Here is a 25,445-nt window from a genome sequence, read left to right as displayed (position 1 = left end):
TGAAGCAACGGGGACGGGGGCGAAACGACTGGTCCCGGCCACGGAAAGGGGTGGGTGTGCGGCGGCTCACCCTGGATGATTAACCAAGAGGCCGTCCCGGCCGTTCCCCTTGCATTTACGATGGGCTTTCTCGTATTCGCCTGGCGAATGTGGGCTGCCACCCACCGCAAGGAGTCCCTGCCATGCACGTCCTCGACCTGCTCGAGTCCGACAATCTCGGCCTCACCCTGCTCTGGGGGGAGGAGGCTCTTCTCGGCCAGGAGGTCAGCGGGGTCACCGCCACCGACCTGGAGGACCCGGGCCGTTTCCTGGGACCCGGGGAGCTCGTGCTGAGCGGCCTGGTGTGGTGGGCCGACGGCGACCTGGCGAAGGCGGACCGGTTCGTCGCCGCGCTCGCCGAGGCCGGCGCCACCGCCCTGCTGGCCGGGGAGGAGACCCACGGCCGGGTCCCCGACGAGCTGGTGGCCGCCTGCCGGGCCTACCGGGTGCCGATCGTCGCCGTGCCGGCGCGGACCAGCTTCCGGGCCGTCACCGAGGCCGTCTACCTGCGGCAGTGGGGGGACCTCAGCCGCCGTCCCACCCGGCTCTTCGCGCTGCCCGAGAACGTGCGCAGCGAGCTGAGCCGGCTGCTCGAAGGCGGGGCCGGTCCCGCCGAGCTGCTGGACCGGGCGTGCGCGCACCTCGGCCGGGTGGCGTGCTACCTGCTGACCGCGAGCGGGCGCACGGTGGCCCGTACGCCCTCCGCGCCCGAAATCCCCGCCCAGCGCTCGGCCTCGGCCCGCAACGGGCTCTCGCTGCGCATCGAGTCCGAGAGCTCCCCGTACGACGCCTGGCAGCTGCACGTGCCCGACGCGGACGCCGCGCCGCCGCGGGTGCTCCACGAGATCGCCGAGGTGATCGCCCAGTACCGCGACGGCCAGGCCCGCCGGGTCGCCGCCGCCCGGGCGGCCGGCGAGGAGCTGATCCGGGTGCTGTCCGGGGAACCCGACCCGGGGACGCTGGAGGAGGCGCTGACCGCGGCCGGACTTCCGCTCGGGGGCCCGTACCGGGTGCTGACGGCCACCTCGGGGGACGCGCTGGCGGAGGCGTTGGGCCACCTGGACACGGTTCCGTCGGCGGTGGGCGAGTTCGCCGCCGTCCTGTACGAGGACCCGTCCGCCGGGAGCGAGGTCCCGGGCCGGCTCCGCTCGGTGTGGCCGCTCGTCCAGGCCTGCGCCGATCCGGATGCCGACCTGCGCCTCGGCGCGGGTGCGCGGGCTGCGACGGCCGAGGCGCTACGCGCGTCGCTCAACCAGTCCCGCTTCGCCCTGACGGCGGCGGACGGCGCGGTTCCGGTGCGGTGCGTGGAGCAGCTGGACACGCTCGCGGAACTGCTCGCCGGGGTCCCGCCGGAGGTCCGGACGGTCTTCGCGGCGCGGACGCTGGGGTCGCTGGGCGACGGGATGCTGCGGGAGACGCTGGAGGTGTTCCTGGCCAACAACTGCTCCTGGGCCCGCACGGCGGAGGCCCTGCACCTGCACGTGAACACGGTGCACTACCGGATCGAGCGGGTCGAGGCCCTGACCGGCCGCGACCTCTCACGGCTCGACCACAAGCTCGACCTGTACGCGGCGCTGCGCTGCGGGTGAGCGCGGGGGTGGGGTGGTGCCCGGGGGCTGCGCCCGGGCGGTGGGCCCGGCGGGGGGCCCGGCGGTGAACCCGGGCGGTGGGCCCGGCGGTGGCCCGGGCGGGCCCGCGGGGTCAGGCCAGGTCGATGTGGACCTCGGTGGACTTCACCCGGGCCGTGACGCTCACCCCGACCGCGATCCCGAGCTGCTCCACCGACTCCCGGGTCACGACGGAGACGACCCGGTGCGGACCCGACTGGATCTCCACCTGGGCCGCCACCTCGTCGAGCCGTACCGCGGTGACGATCCCCGCGAAGGAGTTCCGTACCGAGGTGCTCACCGGGCCGGGGTCCGCCGCCGCAGTCGCGGCCCGCTCCTTGGCGAAGGCGGCGAGCGCCACACCGTCCACGGTCCGCGTCCCGTCGGGGGCGCGCCGGACGGGCAGCCTTCCGGCGTCCGCCCACCGGCGGACGGTCTCGGGGCTGACGCCCAGCAGGTTCGCGGCCTGACCCATGGAGTACGACGGCACGCCCCGCAGCCTAGTGGGGCGGGCCGGCGGCTCAGCGGGCGGTGGCCAGGGCGGCCGCGTCGGCCTTGTAGGGAGCGAAGTCGGCGTTGTTCTTGCAGCCGAGCTCCTCCCAGGTGCTGATCTTGGTCTCCGGATCGGTGCGGAGCAGGTGGTACTTGCAGGCGCCCTTGATGTACCGGCCCTCGACCCCGCCCGGGAAGTCGATCTCCTTGTTCCAGAGGTAGGGCGAGTTGTAGTTGTTCTTCTTCGCGGTGGCGTTCACGTCGATGCCGCCGGGGGCGTGGATCTCGTAGACCCAGCCCGTCTGCGCGGTGCCGTACGTGGCGAACTTCTGGGCCACCCACTTCTCGCAGCTGGTGCTGAGGTGGGCGCTGTTCTGCCCGCCGCCCTTGACGATGTACTCGGCGAGCGGGGTCAACTCCTCGCCCCGGGGCGTGAAGCCGGTGCGGAAGATCTCCTCGACGGTCTCCCGGGTGTCGCCGCGCCACAGGGTGTTCACGTCGCTGCGCCACTGCCAGTCCTCCGCCGTCGCGGCGGCCGCGACGGCGCGGGCGATCATCGGATTGGTCGTCGTACGCCACCAGTCCCAGGCGCGGTACTCGACGACGGGCCCGCAGGGCGAGGTCAGTTCGTCCTCCGCCGCGACGGGGGCGGCGGCGGCCGGTGAGACGGCGGCGGCGGAGACGAGGGAGACGGCGGCGAGGACCCGCAGAGCGGCCTGCAACATGGTGGGAGCCCATCAGTTGATCAACATGACGGGCCCTTTATAGGCGCGGCGGACGGCCCGCCCCGGGCGCGACGGTACGGATCCACCCGCACGGGTGGATCAGTCGTACCGGGGAAAGGATCCGCCGCCGCTCCGGCCGCGCACGAACGCCCGGTCGGCGTCCCGGACCAGCCGGAGCGGCCCGGCGGCCCGCAGCACCACGTCCAGCACGCGCTCGGGAGCGGCGGCGTAACCGTTCGAGAACCAGGCCATGTTGGCCTCGACCACCGCCCACCGGCCCCCGGTCGTGACCCCCACGTCCACGGTCACCGCGCTCGGCAGCCCGGTCCCGCCCAGCCCGTCCGCGAAGCGGCGTACGGCACCGGCGCGCGGATCCTCCTCCAGCGGGGCGGAGTCCAGCCGCCCGAACACGGCGTACCGGCTCGCGGCGGCGATCTCCCCGTCGAGCAGGAACAGCCGGTACTCGGCGGCGAATTCCACCACCTCCGAGACCAGCACGGGCGTCTGCGGCGGCAGCCCGCGCGGCAGCGCCTCCCCGTCGCCGTACACGCCCGGCGGGAACGACTTGTCGCGCGGCGGCTTCACGAACGCGGGCCCCGCCAGCCCCCGCGCCCGGGCCAGGGTGGTCAGCTCGACCCTGCGTCCCGCGTACCGCTCCGGCAGCCGCACCAGCCAGTCGTCCGGCGGCTCCAGCAGCCCGAGCCCCAGCCCGCCCCCGACCCGCGCGGCCGCCACCGGCCCCGCGCACCAGTACACCTCCCGCCCGCCGAGCCCCCCGACCCCGCGCTCCAGACCCCGCACGTCCATACCGCGCCGCCGGGCCACCCCGGCGAGCAGCCCGGCCGTACTGCTCCGCTGCCCGGGGACCAGCAACACCGCCCGCTCATGCTCCACGCCGCCATTCTGGCCCGCCGGCCCCGGGCGGGTTGTTCCCAGGTCCTACGCGGGCATCACGCCGTGGATTCCCCGAGAGGCTGAAGACGCGTTCGGCGTCCCGCAGGTGGCACCAGGCTTCGAGGCACGGCGGTTCGAGGGTGAGCCGGTCGAGGGTGCGTACCGTGCGGGCGCCTGAAGCGGCGACGTAGTCGACCGTGACGGCCGTACCGGTGTCGATGGCATGGGCCAGCTGGCGGACATCGCTGTACGACAGCTGCTTCGCGTTCCCGGCGACGATCTCCTCGGTGTCTGTCCCGAAGGGGATTCCGCCGGGCCCGAACGGGTCGGGCTCGGGCGCGGTCGGCGGGGCGGTCAGGAGCCGGGCGGCCAGGGCGTCCAGGTCGGCGGCGGGGGCCTGCGGTGTGGGGGGAGCCGCCTTGGTGCGCAGGCCGGCCTGCGCACGGGCCTCGCGTGGGCCCGGTACGGGCGAGGGGACCCGCTCGGGCCGGTTCTTCTCGACCCGGACGGCTCCGTCGGCCGTCTCGGAGACGGGCGCGTACCCCTCGGCTCGGAGCGCGGCGAGGGCGGGCAGCCGCAGGGGCCTTCGCGAGCACGGAGGCGACCGACTGCGGATCGCTGTGATGCGCGACCAGGGCCGCCACGCACCGCTGCCTGGTGCCCGGCACTCTGACACCCAGCGTCGCCAGCATGCCGCGCAGCTCGTCGGAGGTCGCGTCCGTCAGCAACTCCGCCAGTGGCGCGTCCAGGCCGAGCGGTTGCTCCCACGCCTGTCCTCAGATCAAGGAACGCGCCATGTGTGGACCTCGGCCGGACCGGCGCCGAGCCCATGGCCCAAACGCCGGGCCCGGACGTGCCGTACGGCGGAGGTTCCCGCCCACGGGTGGCGCCGACCGCACCCGGGGTTGCCCCCAGCACGCTTTCCACATGCTCGTAGTGCTCATGTGCCGGTCAGGCGACGGCCAGGGCGCCCGGACCGGGGGAGGGCCCGCGACTACCGAAGTGCCGAACAGCCGCTGCACGCCCTGCGAATGAGACCAGGCGCACGTTCACTTGCCGGCCTCCGGGCCGTACCACTGCATGGCTTGGCCCGTGACAGCTGCGATGCATTCAAAGTCGTGGTCGCGGTGCAGGAGGGTCAGCCCCTGCAGTTCCGCAGTGGCGGCAACGACGAGGTCCACCGCGCCGGCACTGCGATGGTGTCCACGCTGGGTCAGCAGCTCCTGGACCTGCCAGGCGCGGTCGTATGCCCGGTCGTCGACGGGCACCCAGCTGAACAGCAACCGCATGTCCTCGATGCCTCGCTGGCGGTCCGCGGCAGAGCGGGCACTGTAGAAGAACTCCAGCTCGGTGATCGGGCAGGTCGCAATGAGGCCGGCTGCGGCCGCCTGGTCCCAGCCGTACTGTTCGGCGTCGCCGCGCAGGAACCGTGCGAGGGCGCTGGTATCGATCAGGAACTGTGCCGCGCTCACCGCCGGTAGTTCCTCTTGTCCTCGAAGAGGTCCAGGTCGAAGGAGCCCTCTGCGGCGGCAGCACGCAGCCGAGTGAGCGCGAGAGCCCGCCGCCGGTTCTCCAGCACCTCGCGCAGAGCGGTGTTGACCGTCTCCTTCTTGGTGCTGGTCCCGAGTGCCTGAGCCACGTCGGCCAGCAGCTCATCATCAAGGTCGATCACGGTTCGACTCATCCAGGCACCTCCTGTGATATCAACTTGTGTGTCAAGTATATCTCGCCCGGCATCCACTGCGATCGACTCGGTCGCGGCGGAGAAACGCAGAAGGCCCCGGCCGGTTTCCCGGTCGGGGCCTTCAAGTGCCCGGTGAGGCACTGGCGGAGGGTACGAGGTTCGAACTCGTGAGGGGTTGCCCCCAACACGCTTTCCACATGTTCGTACGCCTGTCCGGCTGGGGTCGTACCCGTCCTGACCTGCGGCGAAGCATTCGGTCCGTATCTGTCCGAACCGTCTCGGACGGACGTGAACGAGACCAGGACTGAGACCAGCCTGGCCCGGCTGCCGGAGATCACTGCAAGACGGTCGGAGCCGGTCAGGTGAGCGCGGAGTCCCGGCCTCGGAGCGCTTGCCCCGCGATGGCGGCGATGCGTTCGACATCCTCTCGCAGCTGGGCAAGCTCCGTGGTCTGCTGCCGTCCCGCCACGATCTCGGACAGGGCGGCGATGACGGTTTGCTGGTGGTCGCCGGTGCCCAGCACCTGGGCGGCACGGCGGAGCAGAACGGCATCCACGGTGACCGAGTGGCTCGACTGCGGCGCGGACGGGGTGGTGGGCTCAGAGGCCGGCCTGGCCCTGCGACGGGGTGCTGGTGGTGCCGGAGCAGGCGCGGGTTCGGCAGCTGGCGGGGGTTCGGGCGCGATGGTGTCGGGGCTGCCGAGCACCGTGACCACAGGCTTTCGGTAGCAGACGTCTCTGCCCGCCTTGGTTGTGTAGCTGACGAGCTCGATGGTGAGGTCGCAGACGGCCGGGCCGTCGACACGTTCCAGCGAGTCCGTCAGGTCGGAGAGCTGCGCGGCCATCTGCCATGAGGCCGTCATGAAGTGGAACGCGCCGAGCTCGGGTGCCGCTGCGATCCGGAAGGTGATGTCGACGGAGGGCGTCGGGCCGCGCATGGCTCTGGCCGCCAGCTTCCTGTCCTCAAGCAGTGGCGGGCAGCCGCAGGGCTGGCCCTTCTTCTCTTCCGGTGACAGGAACGCCACGCCGTCGCAATGGTGGCTGAGGCCCGTACTGCCCCAGAGGACCATGTGTGCCGCCACCGCGTCGGGCCCGTCCAGTAGAACGCGTACGCTCTCTCGGCTCGTCAGTACTTCGTAGGCAAGGCCGGGTCCTCCTGTCCCTTCGTTTGGTCGAGGTTCGCCACCCAGGAAGCCGGCGACACGGGCGGCTACATCGGCATCGTCGGTGGTGACACGCCAGGCCTCCAGAGCCTGGGGCAGTCCCTCGGATAAACGCCCCGTGTGGAAGCGTCCGGCTCGGGCGGCTGTGCTGTGCGTCATTCGCTACCTTCGGTGGAGGGGGCGCCAGCTGATCTTCGCCATGTCCCAATGACGCGGTGCACGCGACTGACTACAAGGCGGTGCTCCCCATTGTGTCCAGCCGGACAGCTTCGTTCAGCTGGTTCCAACCAAAGGGGCATCGCTGCCGCCGGCAGAGGCCGGCTGCCGGACACTGCCGGCGGCGACTCGGCGGATGGGTCCCGTCAAAGCTCGGATTCGGGTCGTTTCCGACCCTCTCCCGGGCCGCCCGGCCCAGGGTGGTCTTCAGGCATGGGCCCGTGGACCACAGCGTGGAGGAGCCGATATGAGCACTGCCCCTAATCTGCCGCTCCCGCCGCGCAGACCCGAGGAGTCCCGTCCTCAGTCCCATCCGCTCCGGACGATCCGGGAGATCCGGGAGTCTCTGCCCGAGCAGCAGCTCGGGCACTTCGATGCCGAGCTCGCCGACACCGACATCGATGCCCTGCCCGACATGCTGCACCGCTGGGCGACCCTGGGCAGCGACGGATTCCTTGAGCGGCTTACGGCGGCCCCGTTCGAGGGTCTGGAGTTCGGGCAGCGGTCCTACGACGATGCGGCGGACGGCGAGTGATCTATCTGCTCGACACCAATGTGGGCGCCGAGATCACCACCCGGCCGAAGCCTGCCCGGCCGTCGTCGCCTGGGCTCGGTCTGTTCCAGCTCCTGCCCTCTGCCTGAGCGTCATCACGATCGCGGCGATCAGTACCGCGACCGGATCGCCACCGTCGGAGAGCGGGAGGCACTCGCCTACCTCGCTCTTCACCGGAGGCTCAAGAGTGCCGGGACCAGCATCGATCCCCCCGATGCGCTGATCGCCGCCACGGCGCTGGCGAACGACTGGACGCTGGTGAGCCGCAACATCAAGCATCTGGCGCGATCGGGCGTACTCCTGCTGAACCCTTGGGAGTACGAGGGATAGGCCATCGAGGGCGGAACGCGCGGAAACGTCCGCTTACGAGGCAAATAAACGAGACTGGAACTCAGACCATGCAACGCAGAAGGCCCCGGCCGGTTTCCCGGTCGGGGCCTTCAAGTGCCCGGTGAGGCACTGGCGGAGGATACGAGATTCGAACTCGTGAGGGGTTGCCCCCAACACGCTTTCCAAGCGTGCGCCCTAGGCCACTAGGCGAATCCTCCGCCGCAAACAATACAAGACGTTGAGGGGTGCTCGCGAACGTGATCGCCAACCGGTGACCCCGGACGGGTTCGGGATGCGTCCGGGAGGGGTCCGGGTCGATTCCGGGTGGCTTCATCCGCTAGGGTGGGCGCAGCCCCTCACGTGGCGCTATCTCACCCAACTCCCCCAGGGCCGGAAGGCAGCAAGGGTAAGTGGGCTCTGGCGGGTGCGTGGGGGGCGCTTTGCGTTCCGGGGCGGGTCCGGAGCCGGTCCCGCGGGGTCGGAGGGCCGCTGTTGTCGGTGGGCCCGGATAACCTCGTAGACGTGTCGTCCCTTGCGCTGTACCGCCGCTATCGCCCCGAGTCGTTCGCCGAGGTCATCGGTCAGGAGCATGTCACTGCACCGCTGATGCAGGCCCTGCGGAACAACCGGGTCAATCACGCGTACCTGTTCAGCGGCCCGCGCGGTTGTGGCAAGACCACCAGCGCGCGCATCCTGGCCCGCTGCCTGAACTGTGAGCAAGGTCCCACGCCGACCCCCTGCGGGGAGTGCCAGTCCTGCCGGGACCTCGCGCGCAACGGCCCCGGGTCCATCGACGTCATCGAGATCGACGCCGCCTCGCACGGTGGTGTGGACGACGCCCGTGACCTGCGGGAGAAGGCCTTCTTCGGGCCGGCCTCCAGCCGCTACAAGATCTACATCATCGACGAGGCCCACATGGTCACCTCGGCGGGCTTCAACGCCCTGCTGAAGGTCGTCGAGGAGCCGCCGGAGCACCTCAAGTTCATCTTCGCCACCACCGAGCCGGAGAAGGTGATCGGCACCATCCGGTCCCGGACGCACCACTACCCCTTCCGGCTGGTCCCGCCCGGGACCCTGCGGGAGTACCTGGCCGAGGTCTGCGGGCGTGAGGGGGCCACCGTCGAGGACGGCGTGCTGCCGCTCGTCGTGCGGGCCGGCGCCGGGTCCGTGCGTGACTCGATGTCCGTCATGGACCAGCTGCTCGCCGGCGCCGCCGACCAGGGTGTGACGTACGCCATGGCCACCTCCCTGCTCGGGTACACCGACGGGTCGCTGCTGGACTCCGTCATCGACGCCTTCGCCGCCGGGGACGGGGCCGCCGCGTTCGAGGTCGTCGACCGCGTGGTGGAGGGCGGCAACGACCCCCGCCGGTTCGTCGCCGACCTGCTGGAGCGGCTGCGCGACCTGGTGATCCTGGCCGCCGTGCCCGACGCCGGGGAGAAGGGGCTCATCGACGCCCCGGCCGATGTCGTCGAGCGGATGCAGGCCCAGGCCTCCGTGTTCGGGGCCGCCGAGCTGTCGCGCGCCGCCGACCTGGTCAACACCGGGCTCACCGAGATGCGGGGAGCGACCTCGCCCCGGCTCCAGCTGGAGCTGATCTGCGCCCGCGTGCTGCTGCCCGCCGCCTTCGATGACGAGCGGTCCTTCCAGGCCCGGCTCGACCGGCTGGAGCGGGGCGGGTTCGCCGCCGGCCTCGCCGCCGCTCCGGCCGCCGCACCCGTCATGGGGTACGTGCCCGGGCCCGAGGCCCACGGCATGGCCCCGGCCGGGCCCGCCGGGGGCATGGCCGCCGCGCGTGCCGCCGTACGAGCCCCCGAGCCCGAGGCGGCTCCCGCGCCGGCCCCCGCCCCGGTGCCGGCCCCCGCCCCCGCGGTTCCGGCCCCCGCGCCCCCGGCCGCGACCCCGCCGCCCCCCGCGCCCGCGCCCGCCGGTCCCGCCCCCGGCGCCTGGCCCGGCGCCGCGCAGCCCGGCAGCGGTGCCCCCGGCGCCTGGCCCGGGGCCGCGTCCCCGGCAGCCCCCGCCGCCCAGACCCCCGCCGCCCAGACCCAGCCCCCCGCGCCCACCGCCGGGGCCTGGCCCAGCGCCACCGCGCCCGGTACGGCCGCCCCGGCGCCCGCCCCGGCTCCGGCTCCGGCGGCCACCCCGGCCCCCGCGGCGGCCGCCCCCTCCCCGGGCATGGCCGCGGGCGCCGGCCAGGTGCAGGCCATGTGGCCCGGAGTCCTGGAGGCCGTCAAGAACCGTCGCCGCTTCACCTGGATCCTGCTCAGCCAGAACGCCCAGGTCACCGGCTTCGACGGGACGACCCTCCAGCTCGGCTTCCCCAACCCCGGAGCCCGCGACAACTTCGCGAGCAGCGGCAGCGAGGACGTGCTCAAGGCGGTCCTGGCCGAGCAGTTCCAGGTCAACTGGAAGATCGACGCCGTGGTCGGCGGTGGCGGCGGCGGAGCCCCCGCACCCGCCGCGGGCTCCTACTCCGCCCCGCCCGCGCCCGCCTACAGCCCGACGCCCCCGGCGCAGCAGGCCCCGGCCCCGCAGCCGCCCCAGTCGCAGTACCAGCAGCAGCCCCCGCAGTCGGCGCCCGCGCCGCAGCCTCCCGTACAGCAGGCGCCCCCGCCCGTGGCCCCCGAGGACGACGTCCCGGAGGAGGACGACCCCGACCTCGTCGACACCGCCCTGACGGGGCACGACCTCATCGTGCGCGAGCTCGGAGCGACCGTTGTAGAGGAATATACGAACGAGTAGGGCCGTCTCATTGGGTGGCCGCACGAAAGGGAATCCGGAGCGCGGGCTACGCTTCATGGCGTGAAGGTCCTCGTCATCGGCGGCGGCGCCCGCGAACACGCCCTGTGCCGCTCTCTGTCCCTCGACCCCGACGTCAACGCGCTGTACTGCGCTCCCGGCAACGCCGGCATCTCCGAGGTGGCCGAGCTGCGCCCGGTCGACGCCCTCGACGGCGAGGCCGTCGCCCGGCTCGCCACCGAGCTCGGCGCCGACCTGGTCGTCGTCGGACCGGAGGCCCCGCTGGTCGCCGGAGTCGGCGACGCCGTCCGCGCGGCCGGCATCCCCGTCTTCGGCCCGTCCCGCGAGGCCGCGCAGCTGGAGGGCTCCAAGGCCTTCGCCAAGGACGTGATGGCCGCTGCCGGGGTCCCGACCGCGCGCAGCTACGTGTGCACCACCCCGGAAGAGGTGGACGCGGCCCTCGACGCCTTCGGCGCCCCGTACGTCGTCAAGGACGACGGCCTCGCCGCCGGCAAGGGCGTCGTGGTCACCGAGGACCTGGCCGCGGCCCGCGCGCACGCGCTCGGCTGCGACCGCGTGGTCATCGAGGAGTACCTGGACGGTCCGGAGGTCTCCCTCTTCGCGATCACCGACGGCGTCACCGTGCTGCCGCTCCAGCCCGCGCAGGACTTCAAGCGCGCGCTCGACGGCGACGAGGGCCCCAACACCGGCGGCATGGGCGCGTACTCCCCGCTCCCCTGGGCCGACCCGAAGCTGGTCGAAGAGGTCATGGCCTCCGTCCTCCAGCCGACCGTGGACGAACTCCGCCACCGCGGCACCCCCTTCTCCGGTCTGCTCTACGCCGGTCTCGCGATCACCTCGCGCGGGGTCCGGGTCATCGAGTTCAACGCGCGCTTCGGCGACCCCGAGACCCAGGTGGTCCTCGCCCGGCTGCGCACCCCGCTCGCGAGCGTGCTGCTGAACGCCGCCAACGGCACCCTGGCCGCCGAACCGCCGCTGAGCTGGCGCGACGACGCGGCCGTCACCGTCGTGATCGCCTCGCACAACTACCCGGAGACCCCGCGTACCGGGGACCCGATCGAGGGTCTGGCCGAGGTGGCCGCCGAGGACGCCCCGAACGCGTACGTGCTGCACGCCGGGACCCGCCGCGAGGGCGACGCGGTCGTCAGCGCGGGCGGGCGGGTGCTGTCGGTGACCGCGACCGGTTCCGATCTGGCGCAGGCGCGGGAGAGGGCGTATAAGGCCGTCGCGCGGATCAGGCTCGACGGCTCGCAGCACCGTACGGACATTGCGGCCAAGGCTGCCGAAGGCCGCTGAGCAGCGGCTCCACTCGAACGCGGGCCCGGGCGCACACTGCGCGCCCGGGCCCGCGCGTGCGACTGCATCCGGCCGCGTTCGAACGCACCCACCTTTGCCCAAAGCCATTCCATCGGGTGATCGTGCCCCGGTCCGCCTGACTGCGCGGCCGGCCCCAACTAGGGTGCGGCGCAAGCATTCCGGCACATGGCCCACCGGCATTGCGATGTCAGTGGCGGGTGTCACAGTGGGGGAGTGAGCAAAGCCGCCGCAGGGCAGAGGGGGTGAGGTCCGGCCGTGTCCGGAACCAGTTCGATCGCTGAAGTGGGCGCGCCGTCCGCGCGTTCCCGAGCCCTCGCCGTGCTGCGGGTCCGCAGCAGGGCGCTGGCCCTCGGACTGCTGCCCGCCGCCGTCGCGGTGGTGCTCGTCGCCGCCCGGATGACGGGCCGGCTGGGCGCGGATCCCTGGCAGGCGGTGACCCTCGCCGTCTGCGCGGTCGCCGCGCTGGTGCTCCTGGTCGGCGGGACCTTCGCCGCCGTGGTGCTCCGGGCCGGCCCCGCCGTGACGCCGACGGTGCCGCTGTCGGAGGCCGCCGCCCCCGACCTGTACCGGCTGGTGCGGGATCTGGCCGACCGGATGGACGTGCCCGCGCCCTCCGCGATAGCCCTGACCCCGGACTGCGACAGCTGGCTGGAGGACCGCACCCATCCCGCCCACCGCCGGGCCGGCATATCGGCCGGTCGTCCGGAGTCCGCGCCGGGCGCCGCCCCCGTGCTGGTGATCGGCTCGCCGTTCCTGTGGTGGATGCGCGTCGCGGAGCTACGGGCGGTCCTCGCGCCGGTCGTTGCCGGTACGGGCCCCTCGGCGCACCCGGACATAGCCGACGCGCGAGGTTTCGTACGGGGGCTCGACGCCGCCGTGGACGTGGGCAGCAGGCCCGGCCTCGGCTGGATCGCCGGCCCGGCCCGGCTGCTGCTGACCCTGTGCCGGGTGGACGCCGCCGAGATGGAGCGCGGGGTGGCCGCGGCCGCCTCGGAGCGCGCACAGGATGTGGACTACGGGCTGCGCATCGTCGCCCAGGAGCAGGTCGGGCTGGCCTACGCGGGCTGGGACCGGCTGCTGACCCGGGTGGCTCTGCCGGCCTGGCGGATGGGCCGCTGGCCGGCGCGTCTCGACGCCGGGGTGGTCTCCGCCCTGACCGAACTGTCCCGCCGGGACCGGCTGGCGGAAGGGTTCACCTCACGGCTCGGCGAGCGGCCCGCGTGCGATCTCCTGGAGCAGCCGGGCGCCGTCGACGAGGCGGCCTCGCTGCTGGCCGCGCGGCTGTTCCACGGCGGCCCGGCCGAGGCGGGTCCGGACTGGTCGCCGGTGGACTGGGCGGCCTACCCGGAAGAGGTCGTGGACCGGAAGTGGCGTACCGAGGCCGCCCGCCTGCATGCCGCCCTGGACGCGTTGGCGGCCCCCGCCGCCCCGACGGTGGAGCGGGTACTGGCCTTCCTCACGGACGCCGGCCCAGCCGGGGAATCCCTGGCCGGGAGACTCAGCGGGGATCAGGCGCGGGATCAGGCGCGGGAGCAGGCCGGGCCGGACTCCTCGATGGCGCGGGGGGCGGACGCGGTGCCGCTGTTCCCGCTCCAGGCTCCGAGAAGCGGGCGGGACCTGCTGGCGGACCACGTGACGGCGCTGGTGTGCTGCGCCGCCGTGGACTCGGCCGGGGCCGCGCCGGGGCTGGACTGGCTCGACGGGCCCGTGCTGCTGGTCGGCGGCGAGCGCAGGTCGGACCTCGCGCCCCGGGTGCTGTGTCTCGTGGAGGACGGCGACCCCGAGCCGCTGCGGGAGTGGCTCGCGCAGGTCGGAGTCCGCCCCGAGAAGCCGGTCCGGCTGGTGTAGCGGGCACGGCGGGGCCTCCGGGCCTCCGGCGCGCCCCTCGGCGCCCCCGGGGAGCCGTCCCGAGCCCCGCCCCCAGCCCCGGCCGCTGCGCCACCCCGCATCGCCAAGGCGCGCACCCCGGCAAGGCGCACCCCCGCAAGGCGCACCTGGCAAGGCGCGCATCCGACAAGAAGCGCACCCGGCAAGGCTTTTTCGCGACGAACGGTGACGGAGTGCGTGCGTTATGTGATGTGCTGGGGGCGATGGATACGTGTTCGGGGGAGCGAGGGAGGGGAGCGGAATGGGTGCGGACCAGATCCGGCGGTGGGAGTCAGGTGCGCTCGCGCACGCGGTGACCGACCCCTTCGGGCAGGGCCCCCTGCCCTGGTTCCGGGGCAGCGAGCTGTACTTCGACGACACCGGCCAGGTCGTCCCCTGGTACGTGGACCCCGCCGTCGCCCCCGGCCAGGTCCCGCGGGCCCGCAGCGGCGGCGGCCCGCTCACCGCCGACGACGTCCACCGGCAGATCAAGGGCTTCGCCTCCACCGGGGCCGTGGCCCCCGGCGAGGCGATCGACTTCCACATCACCGTGGATCCGCCCCAGCAGTTCTCCGTCGACATCTACCGCATCGGTCACTACGGCGGCGACGGCGCGAGCAAGGTCCACTCCAGCCCCCGGCTCTCCGGCATCGTCCAGCCGGCCCCGCTCACCGCCGACCGCACCGTCTCCTGCCACCACTGGTGGCTGTCGTGGCGGCTCCAGGTCCCCTCGTACTGGAATCTCGGCGCCTACGTGGCCGTCCTGACCACCGTCGACGGCTACCGCTCCCACATCCCCTTCACGGTCCGCGACGACCACCCCGCCGACCTGCTCCTCCTCCTGCCCGACATCACCTGGCAGGCCTACAACCTCTACCCGGAGGACGGCCACACCGGCGCGAGCCTCTACCACGCCTGGGACGAGCAGGGCCGTCTCCTCGGCGAGCGGGACGCGGCCATCACCGTCTCCTTCGACCGCCCCTACGCGGGCGCGGGCCTGCCCCTCCACGTGGGCCACGCCTACGACTTCATCCGCTGGGCCGAGCGCTACGGCTACGACCTCGCCTACGCCGACACCCGCGACCTGCACGCCGGCCGCGTCGACCCCACCCGCTACCGCGGCCTGGTCTTCCCCGGCCACGACGAGTACTGGTCGGTGCCCATGCGCCGCACCGTCGAGCGCGCCCGCGAGCACGGCACCTCGCTCGTCTTCCTCTCCGCCAACACCATGTACTGGCAGGTCGAGCTCGCCCCCTCCCCCTCCGGGGTCGAGGACCGGCTCCTCACCTGCCGAAAACGCCGCGGCCCCGGCCGCCCCAGTCTGTGGCGCGAGGTCGACCGCCCGGAACAGCAGCTGCTCGGCATCCAGTACGCGGGGCGAGTCCCCGAGCCCGCGCCCCTGATCGTGCGCAATGCCACGCACTGGCTCTGGGACTCCACCGGCGCGGCCGAGAACGACGAGCTCGACGGCCTGGTCGCGGGCGAGGCCGACCGGTACTTCCCGCGCACCCAGCTGCCCGAGCACCAGGACCGGATCCTCCTCGCGCACTCCCCGTACCTCGACACCGAAGGTGCCAAGCGCCACCAGGAGACCTCCCTCTACCGGGCACCCAGCGGGGCGCTCGTCTTCGCTTCCGGCACCTTCGCCTGGTCCCCGGCGCTCGACCGCCCCGGCCATGTCGACGAACGGGTCCAGCGGGCCACTGCGAATCTCCTCGACCGGATCTGCAAGCGGGACTGAACGCGTCGCCCGGGGCGGGAGGGGCCCGCGCGCCCCCCTGGTGGGGGTGTGGGCCCCTGTACGAGACAATGGGTTCGCGCTCGTACAGAACCACAGGGAGACCCCGTGTCCGGATTCGTCGAAAAGCCCGAGCCGGTCCAGGTGCCCGGCCTCGTCCACCTCCACACCGGCAAGGTGCGCGACCTCTACCGGGACGAGGACGGCAACCTCGTCATGGTGGCCAGCGACCGGATGTCCGCCTTCGACTGGGTGCTGCCGACCGAGATCCCGGACAAGGGGCGCGTCCTCACCCAGCTCTCCCTCTGGTGGTTCGACAAGCTCCGGGACCAGGTCCAGAACCACGTCATCAGCACCGAGCTGCCCGCGGGAGCCCCCGCCGACTGGGCCGGCCGCACGCTGATCTGCCAGAACCTCGACATGGTCGCGGTCGAGTGCGTGGCCCGCGGCTACCTCACCGGCTCCGGTCTCGTCGAGTACGACCAGACCCGGACGGTCTGCGGACTCGCCCTCCCCGAGGGACTCGAGGACGGCTCCGAGCTGCCCGGCCCGATCTTCACCCCGGCGGCCAAGGCCGCGGTCGGCGAGCACGACGAGAACGTCTCCTACGAGGAGGTCGCCCGCGGCGTCGGCGCCGAGACGGCGGCGCAGCTGCGCCAGGCCACCCTGGCCCTGTACCGGCACGCCCGCGACATCGCGCGCCGGCGCGGGATCATCCTGGCCGACACCAAGTTCGAGTTCGGCTTCGCGCCCGACGGGACCCTGGTCGTCGCCGACGAGGTGCTCACCCCCGACTCCTCCCGCTTCTGGCCGGCCGACGAGTGGAAGCCGGGCCGTGCCCAGCCCTCCTTCGACAAGCAGTACGTGCGCAACTGGCTGACCTCCCCGGCCTCCGGCTGGGACCGCCACGGCGAACTCCCGCCGCCGGCGCTGCCGCAGGAGGTCGTCGAGCAGACCCGCGCCAAGTACATCGAGGCGTACGAGCGGCTCACCGGCCTGACCTGGACCGCCACCACCGGACACTGAGCGTCCCCGCCTGCGGCCTCCCGCCTGCCGCCTTCCGCCCCCGCAACGGGCGGGAGGCCGGGGGCGGCAGGCCGCAGGCGGGCAGACACGAAGAAGCCCCCCGGTCCGAGGACCGGGGGGCTTCTGCACTACAGAGCGGACAACGCGACTCGAACGCGCGACATCCACCTTGGCAAGGTGGTGCTCTACCAACTGAGCTATGTCCGCATGCGCCGTAACGCGAGACCTACTATACCCAACCTCGCTCCCGCGCGAGACGCACCGCCGTGTGGCGGTTCTCGGCCCCGAGCTTCGTCGCCGCCGACGACAGGTAGTTCCGTACCGTCCCCTGCGACAGCGAGGCCCGCTCCGCGATCTCCGCGATCGGCGCCCCGTCCCCCGCCAGTTCCAGCACCTCCGCCTCCCGCGCGGTCAGCGGCGAGTCCCCCGCGCTGATCGCGTCGGCCGCCAACTCCGGATCGACGTAACGGCCTCCGGCCTGCACGGTGCGGATCAGCTCGGCCAGCCGCTGCGCCGACACCGTCTTCGGCGCGAAGGCCCGCACGCCCGCCGCGAGGGCCCGCTTGAGGTGGCCGGGACGGCCGTGGCTGGTCACGATCATGACCTTGCAGCCGGGGAGTTCGGTCCGCAGGGATGTGGCCACACTCACACCGTCCGCGCCCGGCATCTGCAGGTCCAGCACCGCCACATCGGGCCGGTGCGCCCGCGCCATGGCCAGGGCCTCCGGCCCCGAGGCGGCCTCCGCGACGACCAGCAGATCGTCCTCCAGGGCCAGCAGCGCGGCCAGGGCGCCCCGGATCAGGTGTTCGTCGTCGGCCAGCAGTACACGTACGGGGCTCACGCCCGCACCTCCAGTCGTTGTTCGGGGATCTCCGCCAGGAGCCGGAACCGGCCGCCCCCGACCGGTCCCGCCAGCAAGGTCCCGTCCACCACCGCGAGGCGCTCCCGCAGTCCGGCGAGCCCCGATCCCGGAGGCCCGGCCGGCGCCTCGGGGGCCCCGTCGTTCTCGACCAGCAGGGTCAGCGCGCCCGACCCGCCGCGGGCCTGCTCCAGCCGGATCAGGCAGCTGTGCGCGTCCCCGTGCCGCAGTACGTTCGTGGTCGCCTCCCGGACCACCCAGCCCAGCGCCGACTGCACCTCGGCGGGCAGCACGCGCCCGGCGTCGAACTCGACCCGGCAGGCCATCCCGGCCGCGCTCAGCACCCCGCGCGCACCCTCCAGCTCCACCGCCAGGTCCGCCTCGCGGTAGCCGCGTACGACGTCCCGTACCTCCCGCTGCGACTCGCGGGCGATCCGCTGGACCTCCGTCATCTGGTCCACCGCCTCCGGGCGGCCGCGCCGGGCCAGCTGCACGGCGAGCTCGCTCTTGAGGGCGATCACCGCCAGGTTGCGGCCCATCACGTCGTGCAGGTCGCGGCCGAACCGCAGCCGCTCCTCGGCGACCGCGAGCTGTGCCTGGAGCTCCCGGGCGCGGTCGAGCTCGTACACGGTCTTCAGCAGCCAGGAGGAGAAACCGCAGGCCAGCGTCATGAACGTGCTCGTGATGAGGACGCCGACGCCGTATCCGACGGGCTCGAAGCCCGGCCGTCCCGTCGCCATCGACGCGCAGCCGGCGAAGCAGGCCGCGGCCGGTCCGACGCAGACCATGTGCCTGACCTTGGTCAGGGTCAAGGCCAGCGAACCGGTGGAGAAGGCGATGAGGTTGGTCACCAGCACGGGGGCCACGTTCTCGCTGGTGACGATGCCCACCGACCGCAGGACCAGGGCGCTCAGGCAGGTGGTGACGGTCACCGCCACCATGGCCAGCATCAGCCGCACGGGCCGCTCCCGCCGCCCGAGCACCCAGTCCAGGGCCCGGGAGGACAGCAGCCCGGACAGGGCGATGCACAGCGCCGCGGCCGCGAGCAGCGCCCCGGTGACGGCCCCGATGCCCTCGGGCGCGAGGCCCCCAAGGATCGCGAGGGCCTCGATCGCGATGAAGAAGTGGAACGACCAGCGGGTGTACAGCTCGATCTTTCCGGCACTGCCGCGGTTCTTCCACCACCCGGTCAGCTTCGACACGGTCCCGTCCCCCGACTTCGTTCTACGTCCTAGCGGCGCGGTTCCCAGCGGAACCACCGCTGGACAGCAAACACGGTGATCATGATCCAGGCCAGTGTGGTCAGCGCCGCCCCCGTCAGCTCCCCGCCGCCGGGGCCGCCGCTCCAGGCGCCCCGCACCAGCGTCATGACCCCGCTGAGCGGCAGCAGTTCGCACACCGACGCCAGCCGCTCGGGCAGCGCGTCCGCCGGCAGGAACAGGCCCGAGCCGAGCGCTGTCACCAGGAACAGGGGCAGGGTGGTCAGGCCCGCGCTCTCCACGCTCCGGGTGAAGGAGCTGGTCACCGCCGACATCCCGGCCAGCAGCACGATCGCGGCGAGCACCGCCCCGGCCAGCAGCAGCGGGTCGTCCGGCATCGGGGCGTCGAGCGCGGCGGCGCCGGCCAGCGTGAGGACGGTGATCTGCCCGAGGGCGATCACGGCGGCGGGCAGCGCGGTCCCGGCCAGGATCTCCAGGTCGCCCGCCTCTCCGGTGCGCAGCCGCTTCAGGACGAGCTCCTCGCGCCGGGCCACGTACGCGGAGACCAGGTTCATGTAGACGACGAGGAGCAGGATCAGCCCGAGGCCGCCGGTGAGGGTGGCCTCGCCGATGGCCTCCGCGGCGCGCCCGTCGTTGCCGGCGAGCGTCGAGCGCAGCAGGAACACCATGGCCAGCGGCATCAGCAGGGCCAGGGTCAGCGCGGCACGGTTGCGCCGCAGCAGGGTCAGTTCGGCCCGGCCCAGGGCGGTGAGCCGTCGGGGGCTGAGGTTCGGGGCGGTCAGGTTCAGCGTGCTCATCGGTACACCGCCGCCGCGTTGCCGCCGCCACGGGCGTCGGTACCGGCCTGCGCAGCGCAACCCCGGCGGCTCCGGGCGATCTCCAGGAAGGCCTCCTCCAGCGAGGCGGACCGGGCGTCGAGCCCGGCCAGTTCCACCCCGGACTCGTGCGCCCAGCGCAGCAGTTCCCCGAGGCTGTCCTGGAGCCGTTCGGTACGGATCTCCACGCGCCGCCCGTCCGCGGCCGCCCGCAGCGACAGCGGCAGCCGGCCCGCGGGCACCCCCGCGGGGAGGGTGAAGCGGATCCGGGCGGGCCGGGTCGAGGTCACCTCGGCGGGGGTGCCGCTCAGCACCAGCTCCCCTTCGTGCAGGATCGCCAGCCGGTCCGCGAGCTCCGCCGCCTCCTCCAGGTAGTGCGTGGTCAGCAGGACGGTGGTGCCCTGGTCGCGCAGTTCCCGTACCAACGCCCAGGTGTCCCGACGCCCTTCGGGGTCCATGCCGGTGGTCGGCTCGTCCAGGAACAGCACCTCGGGCCGCCCGAGCAGGGCCAGCGCCAGGTCGAGCCGGCGCCGCTCACCGCCGGACAGCTGCTTGACCCGTACGGAGGCCCGCGCGGCCAGCCCGACCAGTTCCAGCACCTCGGGCGCCGGCCGGGCGCCGGTGGTGACCCCGCCCCACATCCGGACGGTCTCGGCGACGGTCAGCTCGGAGGGGAACCCGCCGTCCTGGAGCATGACCCCGGTGCGCGGCCGGACCTCGGCCCGCCGCGCGTACGGGTCGAGGCCGAAGACCCGGACCTGTCCGCCGCTCGGCGCGGCCAGTCCCTCCAGCAGTTCCACGGTGGAGGTCTTGCCCGCGCCGTTGGTGCCGAGCAGGGCGAACACCTCGCCGCGCGCCACGGAGAAGGTGACGCCGCGTACGGCCTCGAATCCTCCGGCGTAGCCGCGGCGCAGTCCTTCGGCCCGGATCACTGTGTCGGTCATGACTCAAGGCTCGCGGCGGATCGGCCGGGGCAGCAGTGCGGGCTGTCATGACCGGCGATGACATATGTCAGTCGTGGATCGGCATGGCCGCGGGTATAACTGCGGGGATACGACAAAGGCCCCGATCAATGATCGGGGCCTTTGCACTCTGAGCGGACGACGCGACTCGAACGCGCGACATCCACCTTGGCAAGGTGGTGCTCTACCAACTGAGCTACGTCCGCATGCTTCCCACGGCACAAGTGCCGTGCGCTGCGAGCATCACTCTACCTGATCCACAACCGTGGTCGGTAAAGCGTGCAGAGCGGGTGACAGGGATTGCACACTGCGCCTCCCCCCTGGAAGGGGGGTGTTCTGCTACTGAACTACACCCGCACGACTTCGGGGCCTCGACCTTGCGGCCTCGCCCCTCGGCGTGATCCACACACTAGCCGATCAGAGGGGGTGGATGGCAAATCCGGGGTCAGTGGGCAGCGTTGTAGGCCTCGTAGACGCGCTTGGGGATCCGGCCGCGCGGCGGCACCTCGTGCTGGTTGGACCGGGCCCAGGCCCGGACGACGGCCGGGTCGGGCGCGATCGAGGTGTGCTTGTACGTCTTCCCCGAGCGGGCCTGGCGCCGGCCGGCGGCCACGAAGGGCGCGAGGCTCTTCCGCAGTTTCTTTGCGTTCGCCACATTGAGGTCGATCTCGTACGACTTACCGTCCAGAGCGAACACGACCGTTTCCGCCGCTTCTCCGCCATCGATGTCGTCGGAGATCGTGACTACTACGCGCTGCGCCACGGATATCGGTCCCTTCGTGCGAGGTCACCGCGTGCTGACATGCGGTGATGTCGCCTGTGTGGATGTTTCGGAGCAATGCATCAATCCGTCGGAATCCCGACCGATTCCTTTGTACCGCGATTCCCAATGAATTGCGAAGCCCAGTTAATTCTCTCCGCGTGTCCCGCCGCAATCCCGGGCACGTGGTTTTCCGGTGGATTTTGCGAAGCGTTGGTGAAGCTGAAACCGGTCCCGGATCATGCTCAAGGTATATCTACCCGCGTAGAAATTTTGGCCGGGTACGCTGATGGAACCGCCTTCGCACCAACCACCACACGGGAGTGCCAGTGGCACGCGTCGTAGTCGACGTCATGCTCAAGCCGGAGATCCTCGACCCCCAGGGCCAGGCGGTGCAGCGTGCACTGCCGCGTCTGGGCTTCGAGGGGATCGCCGACGTCCGCCAGGGGAAGCGCTTCGAACTGGAGGTGGAGGGACCGGTCGACCAGGCCGCCCTCGACCGCATCCACAAGATGGCCGAAACGTTCCTCGCCAACACCGTCATCGAAGACTTCACCGTGAAGGTCGAGGCCTGACGGTGACCACTCGCATCGGAGTCGTCACGTTCCCCGGAACGCTCGACGACCGTGACTCGCTGCGCGCCATCCGCCTCGCGGGGGCCGAGCCGGTCTCGCTGTGGCACCGCGACAAGGACCTGCACCAGGTCGACGCGGTCGTCCTCGCGGGCGGCTTCTCCTACGGGGACTACCTGCGCGCCGGGGCCATCTCCCGGTTCTCGCCCGTGATGGAGACCATCATCGAGCAGGCCAAGGGCGGCATGCCCGTCCTCGGCATCTGCAACGGCTTCCAGGTCCTCACCGAGGCCCACCTGCTGCCGGGGGCGATGCTCCGCAACAACCACCTGCACTTCATCTGCCGCGACCAGAAGCTGCGGGTGGAGAACGCGGAGACCGCGTGGACCGGCGACTACACCGCCGGCCAGGAGATCTCCGTACCGCTCAAGAACATGGACGGCCGTTACACCGCCGACGAGCGCGTGCTCGACGAACTGGAAGCCGAGGGCCGCGTGGCCTTCCGCTACCTGGACGGCAACCCGAACGGCTCGCTGCGCGACATCGCCGGCATCACCAACGCCGCGGGCAACATCGTCGGCCTCATGCCGCACCCCGAGCACGCGGTCGAGCCGCTGATCGGGACGGGCCGCACCGACGGCCTCCCGTTCTTCACCTCGGTCCTGAAGAAGCTGGTCAGCGCATGAGCCTCGACACCGTCAAGAACGCCACCGAAACCCCGGACTCCGCGCAGCCCTGGAAGGAACTCGGCCTCAAGGAGGACGAGTACGCGCGCATCCGGGAGATCCTCGGCCGCCGCCCCACCGGCGCCGAGCTCGCCATGTACTCGGTCATGTGGTCCGAGCACTGCTCGTACAAGAGCAGCAAGGTCCACCTGAAGCAGTTCGGCGAGAAGGTCCCGCAGAACGACGCCATGCTCGTCGGCATCGGCGAGAACGCCGGCGTCGTCGACGTCGGCCAGGGCTACGCGGTCACCTTCAAGGTCGAGTCGCACAACCACCCCTCGTACATCGAGCCCTACCAGGGCGCGGCCACCGGCATCGGCGGCATCGTCCGGGACATCCTGGCCATGGGCGCCCGCCCGATCGCGGTCGTGGACCCGCTGCGCTTCGGCGCGGCCGACCACCCCGACACCAAGCGCGTCCTGCCGGGCGTGGTCGCGGGCATCGGCGGCTACGGCAACTGCCTCGGCCTGCCCAACATCGGCGGCGAGGTCGTCTTCGACGCCTGCTACCAGGGCAACCCGCTGGTCAACGCCGGCTGCATCGGCGTCATGAAGCACGAGGACATCCACCTCGCCAAGGCCTCCGGCCCCGGCAACAAGGTCATCCTCTACGGCGCCCGCACCGGCGGCGACGGCATCGGCGGCGTCTCGGTCCTCGCGTCCGAGACCTTCGACGACACCAAGCCGACCAAGCGCCCCGCCGTCCAGGTCGGCGACCCCTTCCAGGAGAAGCTCCTCATCGAGTGCACCCTGGAGATCTTCAAGGAGAAGCTGGTCGCGGGCATCCAGGACCTCGGCGGCGCCGGGCTCTCCTGCGCCACGTCCGAGCTGGCCTCCGCCGGATCCGGCGGCATGCGCGTGGAACTGGACACCGTCCCGCTGCGCGACGCGACCCTCTCGCCCGAGGAAATCCTCATGAGCGAGTCGCAGGAGCGCATGTGCGCGATCGTCGAGCCGCAGCACGTCGACCGCTTCATGGAGATCTGCGAGAAGTGGGACGTCATCGCCACCGTCATCGGTGAGGTGACCGAGGGCGAGCAGCTGGAGATCTACTGGCACGGCGAGCTGATCGTGGACGTGCCCCCGGGCACCGTCGCCCACGAGGGCCCGACCTACCACCGCCCGTACGCGCGCCCCTCCTGGCAGGACGCGCTCCAGGCGGACGACGCGGGCAAGCTGCCCCGCCCGCAGACCTCCGAGGAGCTCCGCGCGCAGGTCCTGGCCCTGGTCTCCTCCCCGAACCAGGCGTCCAAGTCGTGGGTCACCGACCAGTACGACCGCTTCGTGCAGGGCAACACCGTCCTGTCGCAGCCCGAGGACGCGGGCATGGTCCGCATCGACGAGAAGACCAACCTCGGCGTCGCCATGGCCACCGACGGCAACGGCCGCTTCGCGAAGCTCGACCCGTACACGGGCGCGCAGCTCGCGCTGGCGGAGGCGTACCGCAACGTCGCCGCGACCGGCGCCAAGCCGCTCGCCATCTCCGACTGCCTGAACTTCGGCTCGCCCGAGGACCCGGACGTCATGTGGCAGTTCGCCGAGGCCACCCGCGGTCTCGCGGACGGCTGCCTGGAGCTGGGCACCCCGGTGACCGGCGGCAACGTCTCGCTGTACAACCAGACGGGCGAGACCGCGATCCACCCGACCCCGGTCGTGGCGGTCCTCGGTGTGATCGACGACGTCAACCGCCGTACGCCGATGGCGTTCAAGGAAGCCGGCCAGCTGCTGTACCTGCTCGGCGACACCGCCGAGGAGTTCGGCGGCTCGGCCTGGTCCGAGGTCGTCCACCAGCACCTCGGCGGCCTGCCGCCCAAGGTGGACCTGGGCCGCGAGAAGCTGCTGGGCGAGATCCTGATCTCGGCCTCGCGCGACGGCATGATCGACGCCGCGCACGACCTGTCCGACGGCGGCGTCATCCAGGCGCTCACCGAGTCCTGCCTGCGCGGCGGGAACGGCGCGCGGATCGTGGTCCCGGAGGGCCTGGACGCCTTCACCTTCCTGTTCTCCGAGTCCGCGGGCCGGGCCGTCGTGGCCGTCCCGCGCAGCGAGGAGCTCCGCTTCACCGACATGTGCGGTGCGCGGGGCCTGCCGGCCGCCCGGATCGGCGTGGTCGACGGCGAGGAGATCGAGATCCAGGGCGAGTTCACGATTCCGCTCGCGGAGCTGCGTACCGCTCACGAGGCGACGATCCCGGCGCTGCTCGCCTGATCCCGCCACGTCCCCGAGCCCCCGTCCGGAGCACTCCGGGCGGGGGCCCCGGCGTTCCGGGCCCGGCGTTCGGGGCCCCGGTAGGGTCGGGCCATGCCGCCTGTCAGGAAGAAGCCGCGTACCTACGACCCCGCGAAGATCCGCGCGGCCGTCACCGCGCAGTTCGGGCATGTCGCCCGGGGCGTGCGGGACCTGGGGCCCGAGCAGCTGGCCCGGCCCAGCGGGGTCGGGGAGTGGTCCGTGGCCGAACTCGCCGCCCACATCGCGTGGATCGCGGACTCGCTGGCGGGCGGGCTGGCCCGGCCGTCCGCCGCCGTCCCCGAACTGAGCGCCGTCGAGTGGCCCTTCGCCACCGCCTCCCTCGCCGGGAAGATCTCCGAGGCGGCCCGGGAGACCCTCGCCGGTCCCCCGCTGCCCGAGCTCTACGACCGGGCGGCCGCCCGGATGGCCGAGGCGCTGGAGGCCAACCCGGGCAGCCGGGTGCTGGAGCTGTGGATCGGCGACATGACCCTCGCAGACTTCCTGGTCACCCGCACCGTGGAGTTGGTGGTCCACACCGACGACCTGAACCGGGCCGCCGGACTGGACGTCCCGATCGAGCGGCAGGCCCTGGCCGCCTGCACCCGGCTGCTCGCCGACTCCCTCGCCCTCAAAGCGCCCGGGGGCTCCGTCGAGGTGCGGATCCCGCCCTTCGCCGTGGTCCAGTGCGTCGAGGGGCCCCGGCACACCCGGGGCACGCCGCCCAACGTGGTGGAGACCGACCCGCTGACCTGGGTCCGGCTCGCGACGGGCCGTACCGGATGGGCCGAGGCCCTCGACGCGGCGCAGGTCAGCGCCAGTGGCGAGCGGGCCGACCTGTCCGCGCTGCTGCCGCTGATGAGCTGAGCGGAACCGCCCGGGCGCCGTCTTCGTCCCA

24 protein-coding genes, 5 tRNA genes and 1 other RNA gene are annotated in these 25,445 nt (G+C 72.5%); 13 read left to right on the top strand and 17 right to left on the bottom strand.

Annotation, left to right across the window (positions count from 1 at the left end; genetic code table 11):
* Positions 1 to 182: 182 nt before the first annotated feature.
* Positions 183 to 1,628, top strand: a complete 1,446-nt coding sequence (locus ACZ4TG_RS04430; RefSeq protein WP_468159836.1) for a helix-turn-helix domain-containing protein — start codon at positions 183 to 185, stop codon at positions 1,626 to 1,628.
* A 112-nt stretch (positions 1,629 to 1,740) separates the two neighbouring features.
* Here the strand turns inward: ACZ4TG_RS04430 and ACZ4TG_RS04425 are convergent, their stop codons facing one another.
* The 8 genes from ACZ4TG_RS04425 to ACZ4TG_RS04390 form a co-directional block, all read right to left on the bottom strand.
* Positions 1,741 to 2,136 carry a TOBE domain-containing protein gene (locus ACZ4TG_RS04425; RefSeq protein WP_468159835.1) on the bottom strand — a complete coding sequence of 132 codons (396 nt, stop codon included), beginning with the start codon at positions 2,134 to 2,136 and terminating at the stop codon, positions 1,741 to 1,743.
* A gap of 31 nt (positions 2,137 to 2,167) precedes the next feature.
* Positions 2,168 to 2,863, bottom strand: coding sequence for a scabin-related ADP-ribosyltransferase (locus ACZ4TG_RS04420; RefSeq protein ID WP_468159834.1), 696 nt, complete (start codon positions 2,861 to 2,863; stop codon positions 2,168 to 2,170).
* A gap of 99 nt (positions 2,864 to 2,962) precedes the next feature.
* Positions 2,963 to 3,757 carry an ATP-grasp domain-containing protein gene (locus ACZ4TG_RS04415; RefSeq protein ID WP_468159833.1) on the bottom strand — a complete coding sequence of 265 codons (795 nt, stop codon included), beginning with the start codon at positions 3,755 to 3,757 and terminating at the stop codon, positions 2,963 to 2,965.
* Positions 3,747 to 4,433 (bottom strand): hypothetical protein, encoded by a 687-nt coding sequence (locus tag ACZ4TG_RS04410; RefSeq protein ID WP_468159832.1) that lies wholly within the window; start codon positions 4,431 to 4,433, stop codon positions 3,747 to 3,749. The genes ACZ4TG_RS04415 and ACZ4TG_RS04410 overlap by 11 nt, the downstream gene beginning before the upstream one ends.
* 373 nt (positions 4,434 to 4,806) lie before the next feature.
* Positions 4,807 to 5,229: a PIN domain-containing protein gene (locus tag ACZ4TG_RS04405; RefSeq protein ID WP_468159831.1), complete on the bottom strand. Its 423-nt coding sequence runs from the start codon at positions 5,227 to 5,229 to the stop codon at positions 4,807 to 4,809.
* A complete protein-coding gene (locus ACZ4TG_RS04400) occupies positions 5,226 to 5,441 on the bottom strand; it encodes a type II toxin-antitoxin system VapB family antitoxin (RefSeq protein ID WP_468159830.1) in 216 nt (71 codons plus the stop codon). Before ACZ4TG_RS04400 ends, ACZ4TG_RS04405 begins: the two co-directional genes overlap by 4 nt.
* A 141-nt stretch (positions 5,442 to 5,582) precedes the next feature.
* A tRNA-Phe gene (locus ACZ4TG_RS04395) sits at positions 5,583 to 5,676 on the bottom strand.
* 123 nt (positions 5,677 to 5,799) lie between these two features.
* The gene (locus tag ACZ4TG_RS04390; protein ID WP_468159829.1) at positions 5,800 to 6,762 is read right to left on the bottom strand and encodes a recombination directionality factor; all 963 of its coding nucleotides are present in this window, start codon (positions 6,760 to 6,762) and stop codon (positions 5,800 to 5,802) included.
* Between the two features lie 304 nt (positions 6,763 to 7,066).
* Between ACZ4TG_RS04390 and ACZ4TG_RS04385 the strand changes: the two genes are divergently transcribed.
* Positions 7,067 to 7,354, top strand: coding sequence for a hypothetical protein (locus ACZ4TG_RS04385; RefSeq protein ID WP_468159828.1), 288 nt, complete (start codon positions 7,067 to 7,069; stop codon positions 7,352 to 7,354).
* A gap of 18 nt (positions 7,355 to 7,372) precedes the next feature.
* Positions 7,373 to 7,702 carry a PIN domain-containing protein gene (locus tag ACZ4TG_RS04380; protein WP_468159827.1) on the top strand — a complete coding sequence of 110 codons (330 nt, stop codon included), beginning with the start codon at positions 7,373 to 7,375 and terminating at the stop codon, positions 7,700 to 7,702.
* Between the two features lie 130 nt (positions 7,703 to 7,832).
* Here ACZ4TG_RS04380 and ACZ4TG_RS04375 read toward each other — a convergent pair.
* Positions 7,833 to 7,920, bottom strand: a tRNA-Ser gene (locus ACZ4TG_RS04375).
* 129 nt (positions 7,921 to 8,049) lie between these two features.
* Between ACZ4TG_RS04375 and ffs the strand changes: the two genes are divergently transcribed.
* From ffs to ACZ4TG_RS04345, 6 genes are all read left to right on the top strand, one after another.
* Positions 8,050 to 8,148: signal recognition particle sRNA small type (gene ffs / locus ACZ4TG_RS04370), an RNA gene on the top strand.
* Positions 8,149 to 8,224: 76 nt separating this feature from the next.
* Positions 8,225 to 10,444, top strand: coding sequence for a DNA polymerase III subunit gamma and tau (locus ACZ4TG_RS04365; protein WP_468159826.1), 2,220 nt, complete (start codon positions 8,225 to 8,227; stop codon positions 10,442 to 10,444).
* A gap of 60 nt (positions 10,445 to 10,504) precedes the next feature.
* Positions 10,505 to 11,758 carry a phosphoribosylamine--glycine ligase gene (gene purD / locus ACZ4TG_RS04360; RefSeq protein ID WP_468159825.1) on the top strand — a complete coding sequence of 418 codons (1,254 nt, stop codon included), beginning with the start codon at positions 10,505 to 10,507 and terminating at the stop codon, positions 11,756 to 11,758.
* A gap of 276 nt (positions 11,759 to 12,034) precedes the next feature.
* Positions 12,035 to 13,627: a M48 family metalloprotease gene (locus ACZ4TG_RS04355; RefSeq protein ID WP_468159824.1), complete on the top strand. Its 1,593-nt coding sequence runs from the start codon at positions 12,035 to 12,037 to the stop codon at positions 13,625 to 13,627.
* Positions 13,628 to 13,907: 280 nt separating this feature from the next.
* Positions 13,908 to 15,386, top strand: coding sequence for a N,N-dimethylformamidase beta subunit family domain-containing protein (locus ACZ4TG_RS04350; RefSeq protein ID WP_468159823.1), 1,479 nt, complete (start codon positions 13,908 to 13,910; stop codon positions 15,384 to 15,386).
* A gap of 105 nt (positions 15,387 to 15,491) precedes the next feature.
* Positions 15,492 to 16,409: a phosphoribosylaminoimidazolesuccinocarboxamide synthase gene (locus ACZ4TG_RS04345; protein ID WP_468159822.1), complete on the top strand. Its 918-nt coding sequence runs from the start codon at positions 15,492 to 15,494 to the stop codon at positions 16,407 to 16,409.
* Between the two features lie 134 nt (positions 16,410 to 16,543).
* Here ACZ4TG_RS04345 and ACZ4TG_RS04340 read toward each other — a convergent pair.
* From ACZ4TG_RS04340 to ACZ4TG_RS04305, 8 genes are all read right to left on the bottom strand, one after another.
* Positions 16,544 to 16,616: transfer RNA gene (locus ACZ4TG_RS04340), tRNA-Gly, on the bottom strand.
* Positions 16,617 to 16,638: 22 nt separating this feature from the next.
* Positions 16,639 to 17,250 carry a response regulator gene (locus ACZ4TG_RS04335; protein WP_468159821.1) on the bottom strand — a complete coding sequence of 204 codons (612 nt, stop codon included), beginning with the start codon at positions 17,248 to 17,250 and terminating at the stop codon, positions 16,639 to 16,641.
* Positions 17,247 to 18,470 (bottom strand): sensor histidine kinase, encoded by a 1,224-nt coding sequence (locus ACZ4TG_RS04330; protein WP_468159820.1) that lies wholly within the window; start codon positions 18,468 to 18,470, stop codon positions 17,247 to 17,249. Before ACZ4TG_RS04330 ends, ACZ4TG_RS04335 begins: the two co-directional genes overlap by 4 nt.
* Positions 18,471 to 18,499: 29 nt before the next feature.
* The gene (locus ACZ4TG_RS04325; RefSeq protein WP_468159819.1) at positions 18,500 to 19,285 is read right to left on the bottom strand and encodes an ABC transporter permease; all 786 of its coding nucleotides are present in this window, start codon (positions 19,283 to 19,285) and stop codon (positions 18,500 to 18,502) included.
* A complete protein-coding gene (locus tag ACZ4TG_RS04320) occupies positions 19,282 to 20,247 on the bottom strand; it encodes an ABC transporter ATP-binding protein (RefSeq protein ID WP_468159818.1) in 966 nt (321 codons plus the stop codon). Before ACZ4TG_RS04320 ends, ACZ4TG_RS04325 begins: the two co-directional genes overlap by 4 nt.
* A gap of 151 nt (positions 20,248 to 20,398) precedes the next feature.
* Positions 20,399 to 20,471 (bottom strand) — tRNA-Gly (locus ACZ4TG_RS04315).
* A 79-nt stretch (positions 20,472 to 20,550) separates the two neighbouring features.
* Positions 20,551 to 20,622: transfer RNA gene (locus ACZ4TG_RS04310), tRNA-Gly, on the bottom strand.
* 88 nt (positions 20,623 to 20,710) lie between these two features.
* Complete coding sequence (locus tag ACZ4TG_RS04305) at positions 20,711 to 21,028, bottom strand: histone-like nucleoid-structuring protein Lsr2 (RefSeq protein ID WP_468159817.1); 318 nt, start codon at positions 21,026 to 21,028, stop codon at positions 20,711 to 20,713.
* Between the two features lie 320 nt (positions 21,029 to 21,348).
* Between ACZ4TG_RS04305 and purS the strand changes: the two genes are divergently transcribed.
* The 4 genes from purS to ACZ4TG_RS04285 all read left to right on the top strand — a co-directional run bounded on the left by purS (position 21,349) and on the right by ACZ4TG_RS04285 (position 25,414).
* The gene (gene purS / locus ACZ4TG_RS04300; RefSeq protein WP_008740952.1) at positions 21,349 to 21,600 is read left to right on the top strand and encodes a phosphoribosylformylglycinamidine synthase subunit PurS; all 252 of its coding nucleotides are present in this window, start codon (positions 21,349 to 21,351) and stop codon (positions 21,598 to 21,600) included.
* A gap of 2 nt (positions 21,601 to 21,602) precedes the next feature.
* A complete protein-coding gene (gene purQ / locus ACZ4TG_RS04295; RefSeq protein WP_468159816.1) occupies positions 21,603 to 22,283 on the top strand; it encodes a phosphoribosylformylglycinamidine synthase subunit PurQ in 681 nt (226 codons plus the stop codon).
* Entirely contained in the window at positions 22,280 to 24,529 is a 2,250-nt protein-coding gene (gene purL, locus ACZ4TG_RS04290; RefSeq protein WP_468159815.1) for a phosphoribosylformylglycinamidine synthase subunit PurL, read from the top strand. Before purQ ends, purL begins: the two co-directional genes overlap by 4 nt.
* Before the next feature lie 93 nt (positions 24,530 to 24,622).
* Complete coding sequence (locus ACZ4TG_RS04285) at positions 24,623 to 25,414, top strand: maleylpyruvate isomerase family mycothiol-dependent enzyme (RefSeq protein ID WP_468159814.1); 792 nt, start codon at positions 24,623 to 24,625, stop codon at positions 25,412 to 25,414.
* The last annotated feature ends 31 nt before the right edge of the window (positions 25,415 to 25,445 follow it).

The organism is Streptomyces sp. NPDC028314, assembly GCF_055565795.1.
Note: the sequence above shows the minus strand (reverse complement) of the source record. Positions and strands in the feature narration are given on the sequence as shown.

Bases quoted from the DNA above. Each gene is read 5' to 3' on its own strand.
- ACZ4TG_RS04390 (WP_468159829.1), bottom strand. From the start codon at position 6,762: ATGACGCACAGCACAGCCGCCCGAGCCGGACGCTTCCACACGGGGCGT.
- ACZ4TG_RS04400 (WP_468159830.1), bottom strand. From the start codon at position 5,441: ATGAGTCGAACCGTGATCGACCTTGATGATGAGCTGCTGGCCGACGTG.
- ACZ4TG_RS04380 (WP_468159827.1), top strand. From the start codon at position 7,373: ATGTGGGCGCCGAGATCACCACCCGGCCGAAGCCTGCCCGGCCGTCGT.
- ACZ4TG_RS04285 (WP_468159814.1), top strand. From the start codon at position 24,623: ATGCCGCCTGTCAGGAAGAAGCCGCGTACCTACGACCCCGCGAAGATC.
- ACZ4TG_RS04420 (WP_468159834.1), bottom strand. From the start codon at position 2,863: ATGTTGCAGGCCGCTCTGCGGGTCCTCGCCGCCGTCTCCCTCGTCTCC.
- ACZ4TG_RS04350 (WP_468159823.1), top strand. From the start codon at position 13,908: ATGGGTGCGGACCAGATCCGGCGGTGGGAGTCAGGTGCGCTCGCGCAC.
- ACZ4TG_RS04385 (WP_468159828.1), top strand. From the start codon at position 7,067: ATGAGCACTGCCCCTAATCTGCCGCTCCCGCCGCGCAGACCCGAGGAG.
- ACZ4TG_RS04320 (WP_468159818.1), bottom strand. From the start codon at position 20,247: ATGACCGACACAGTGATCCGGGCCGAAGGACTGCGCCGCGGCTACGCC.
- ACZ4TG_RS04325 (WP_468159819.1), bottom strand. From the start codon at position 19,285: ATGAGCACGCTGAACCTGACCGCCCCGAACCTCAGCCCCCGACGGCTC.
- purL (WP_468159815.1), top strand. From the start codon at position 22,280: ATGAGCCTCGACACCGTCAAGAACGCCACCGAAACCCCGGACTCCGCG.
- ACZ4TG_RS04430 (WP_468159836.1), top strand. From the start codon at position 183: ATGCACGTCCTCGACCTGCTCGAGTCCGACAATCTCGGCCTCACCCTG.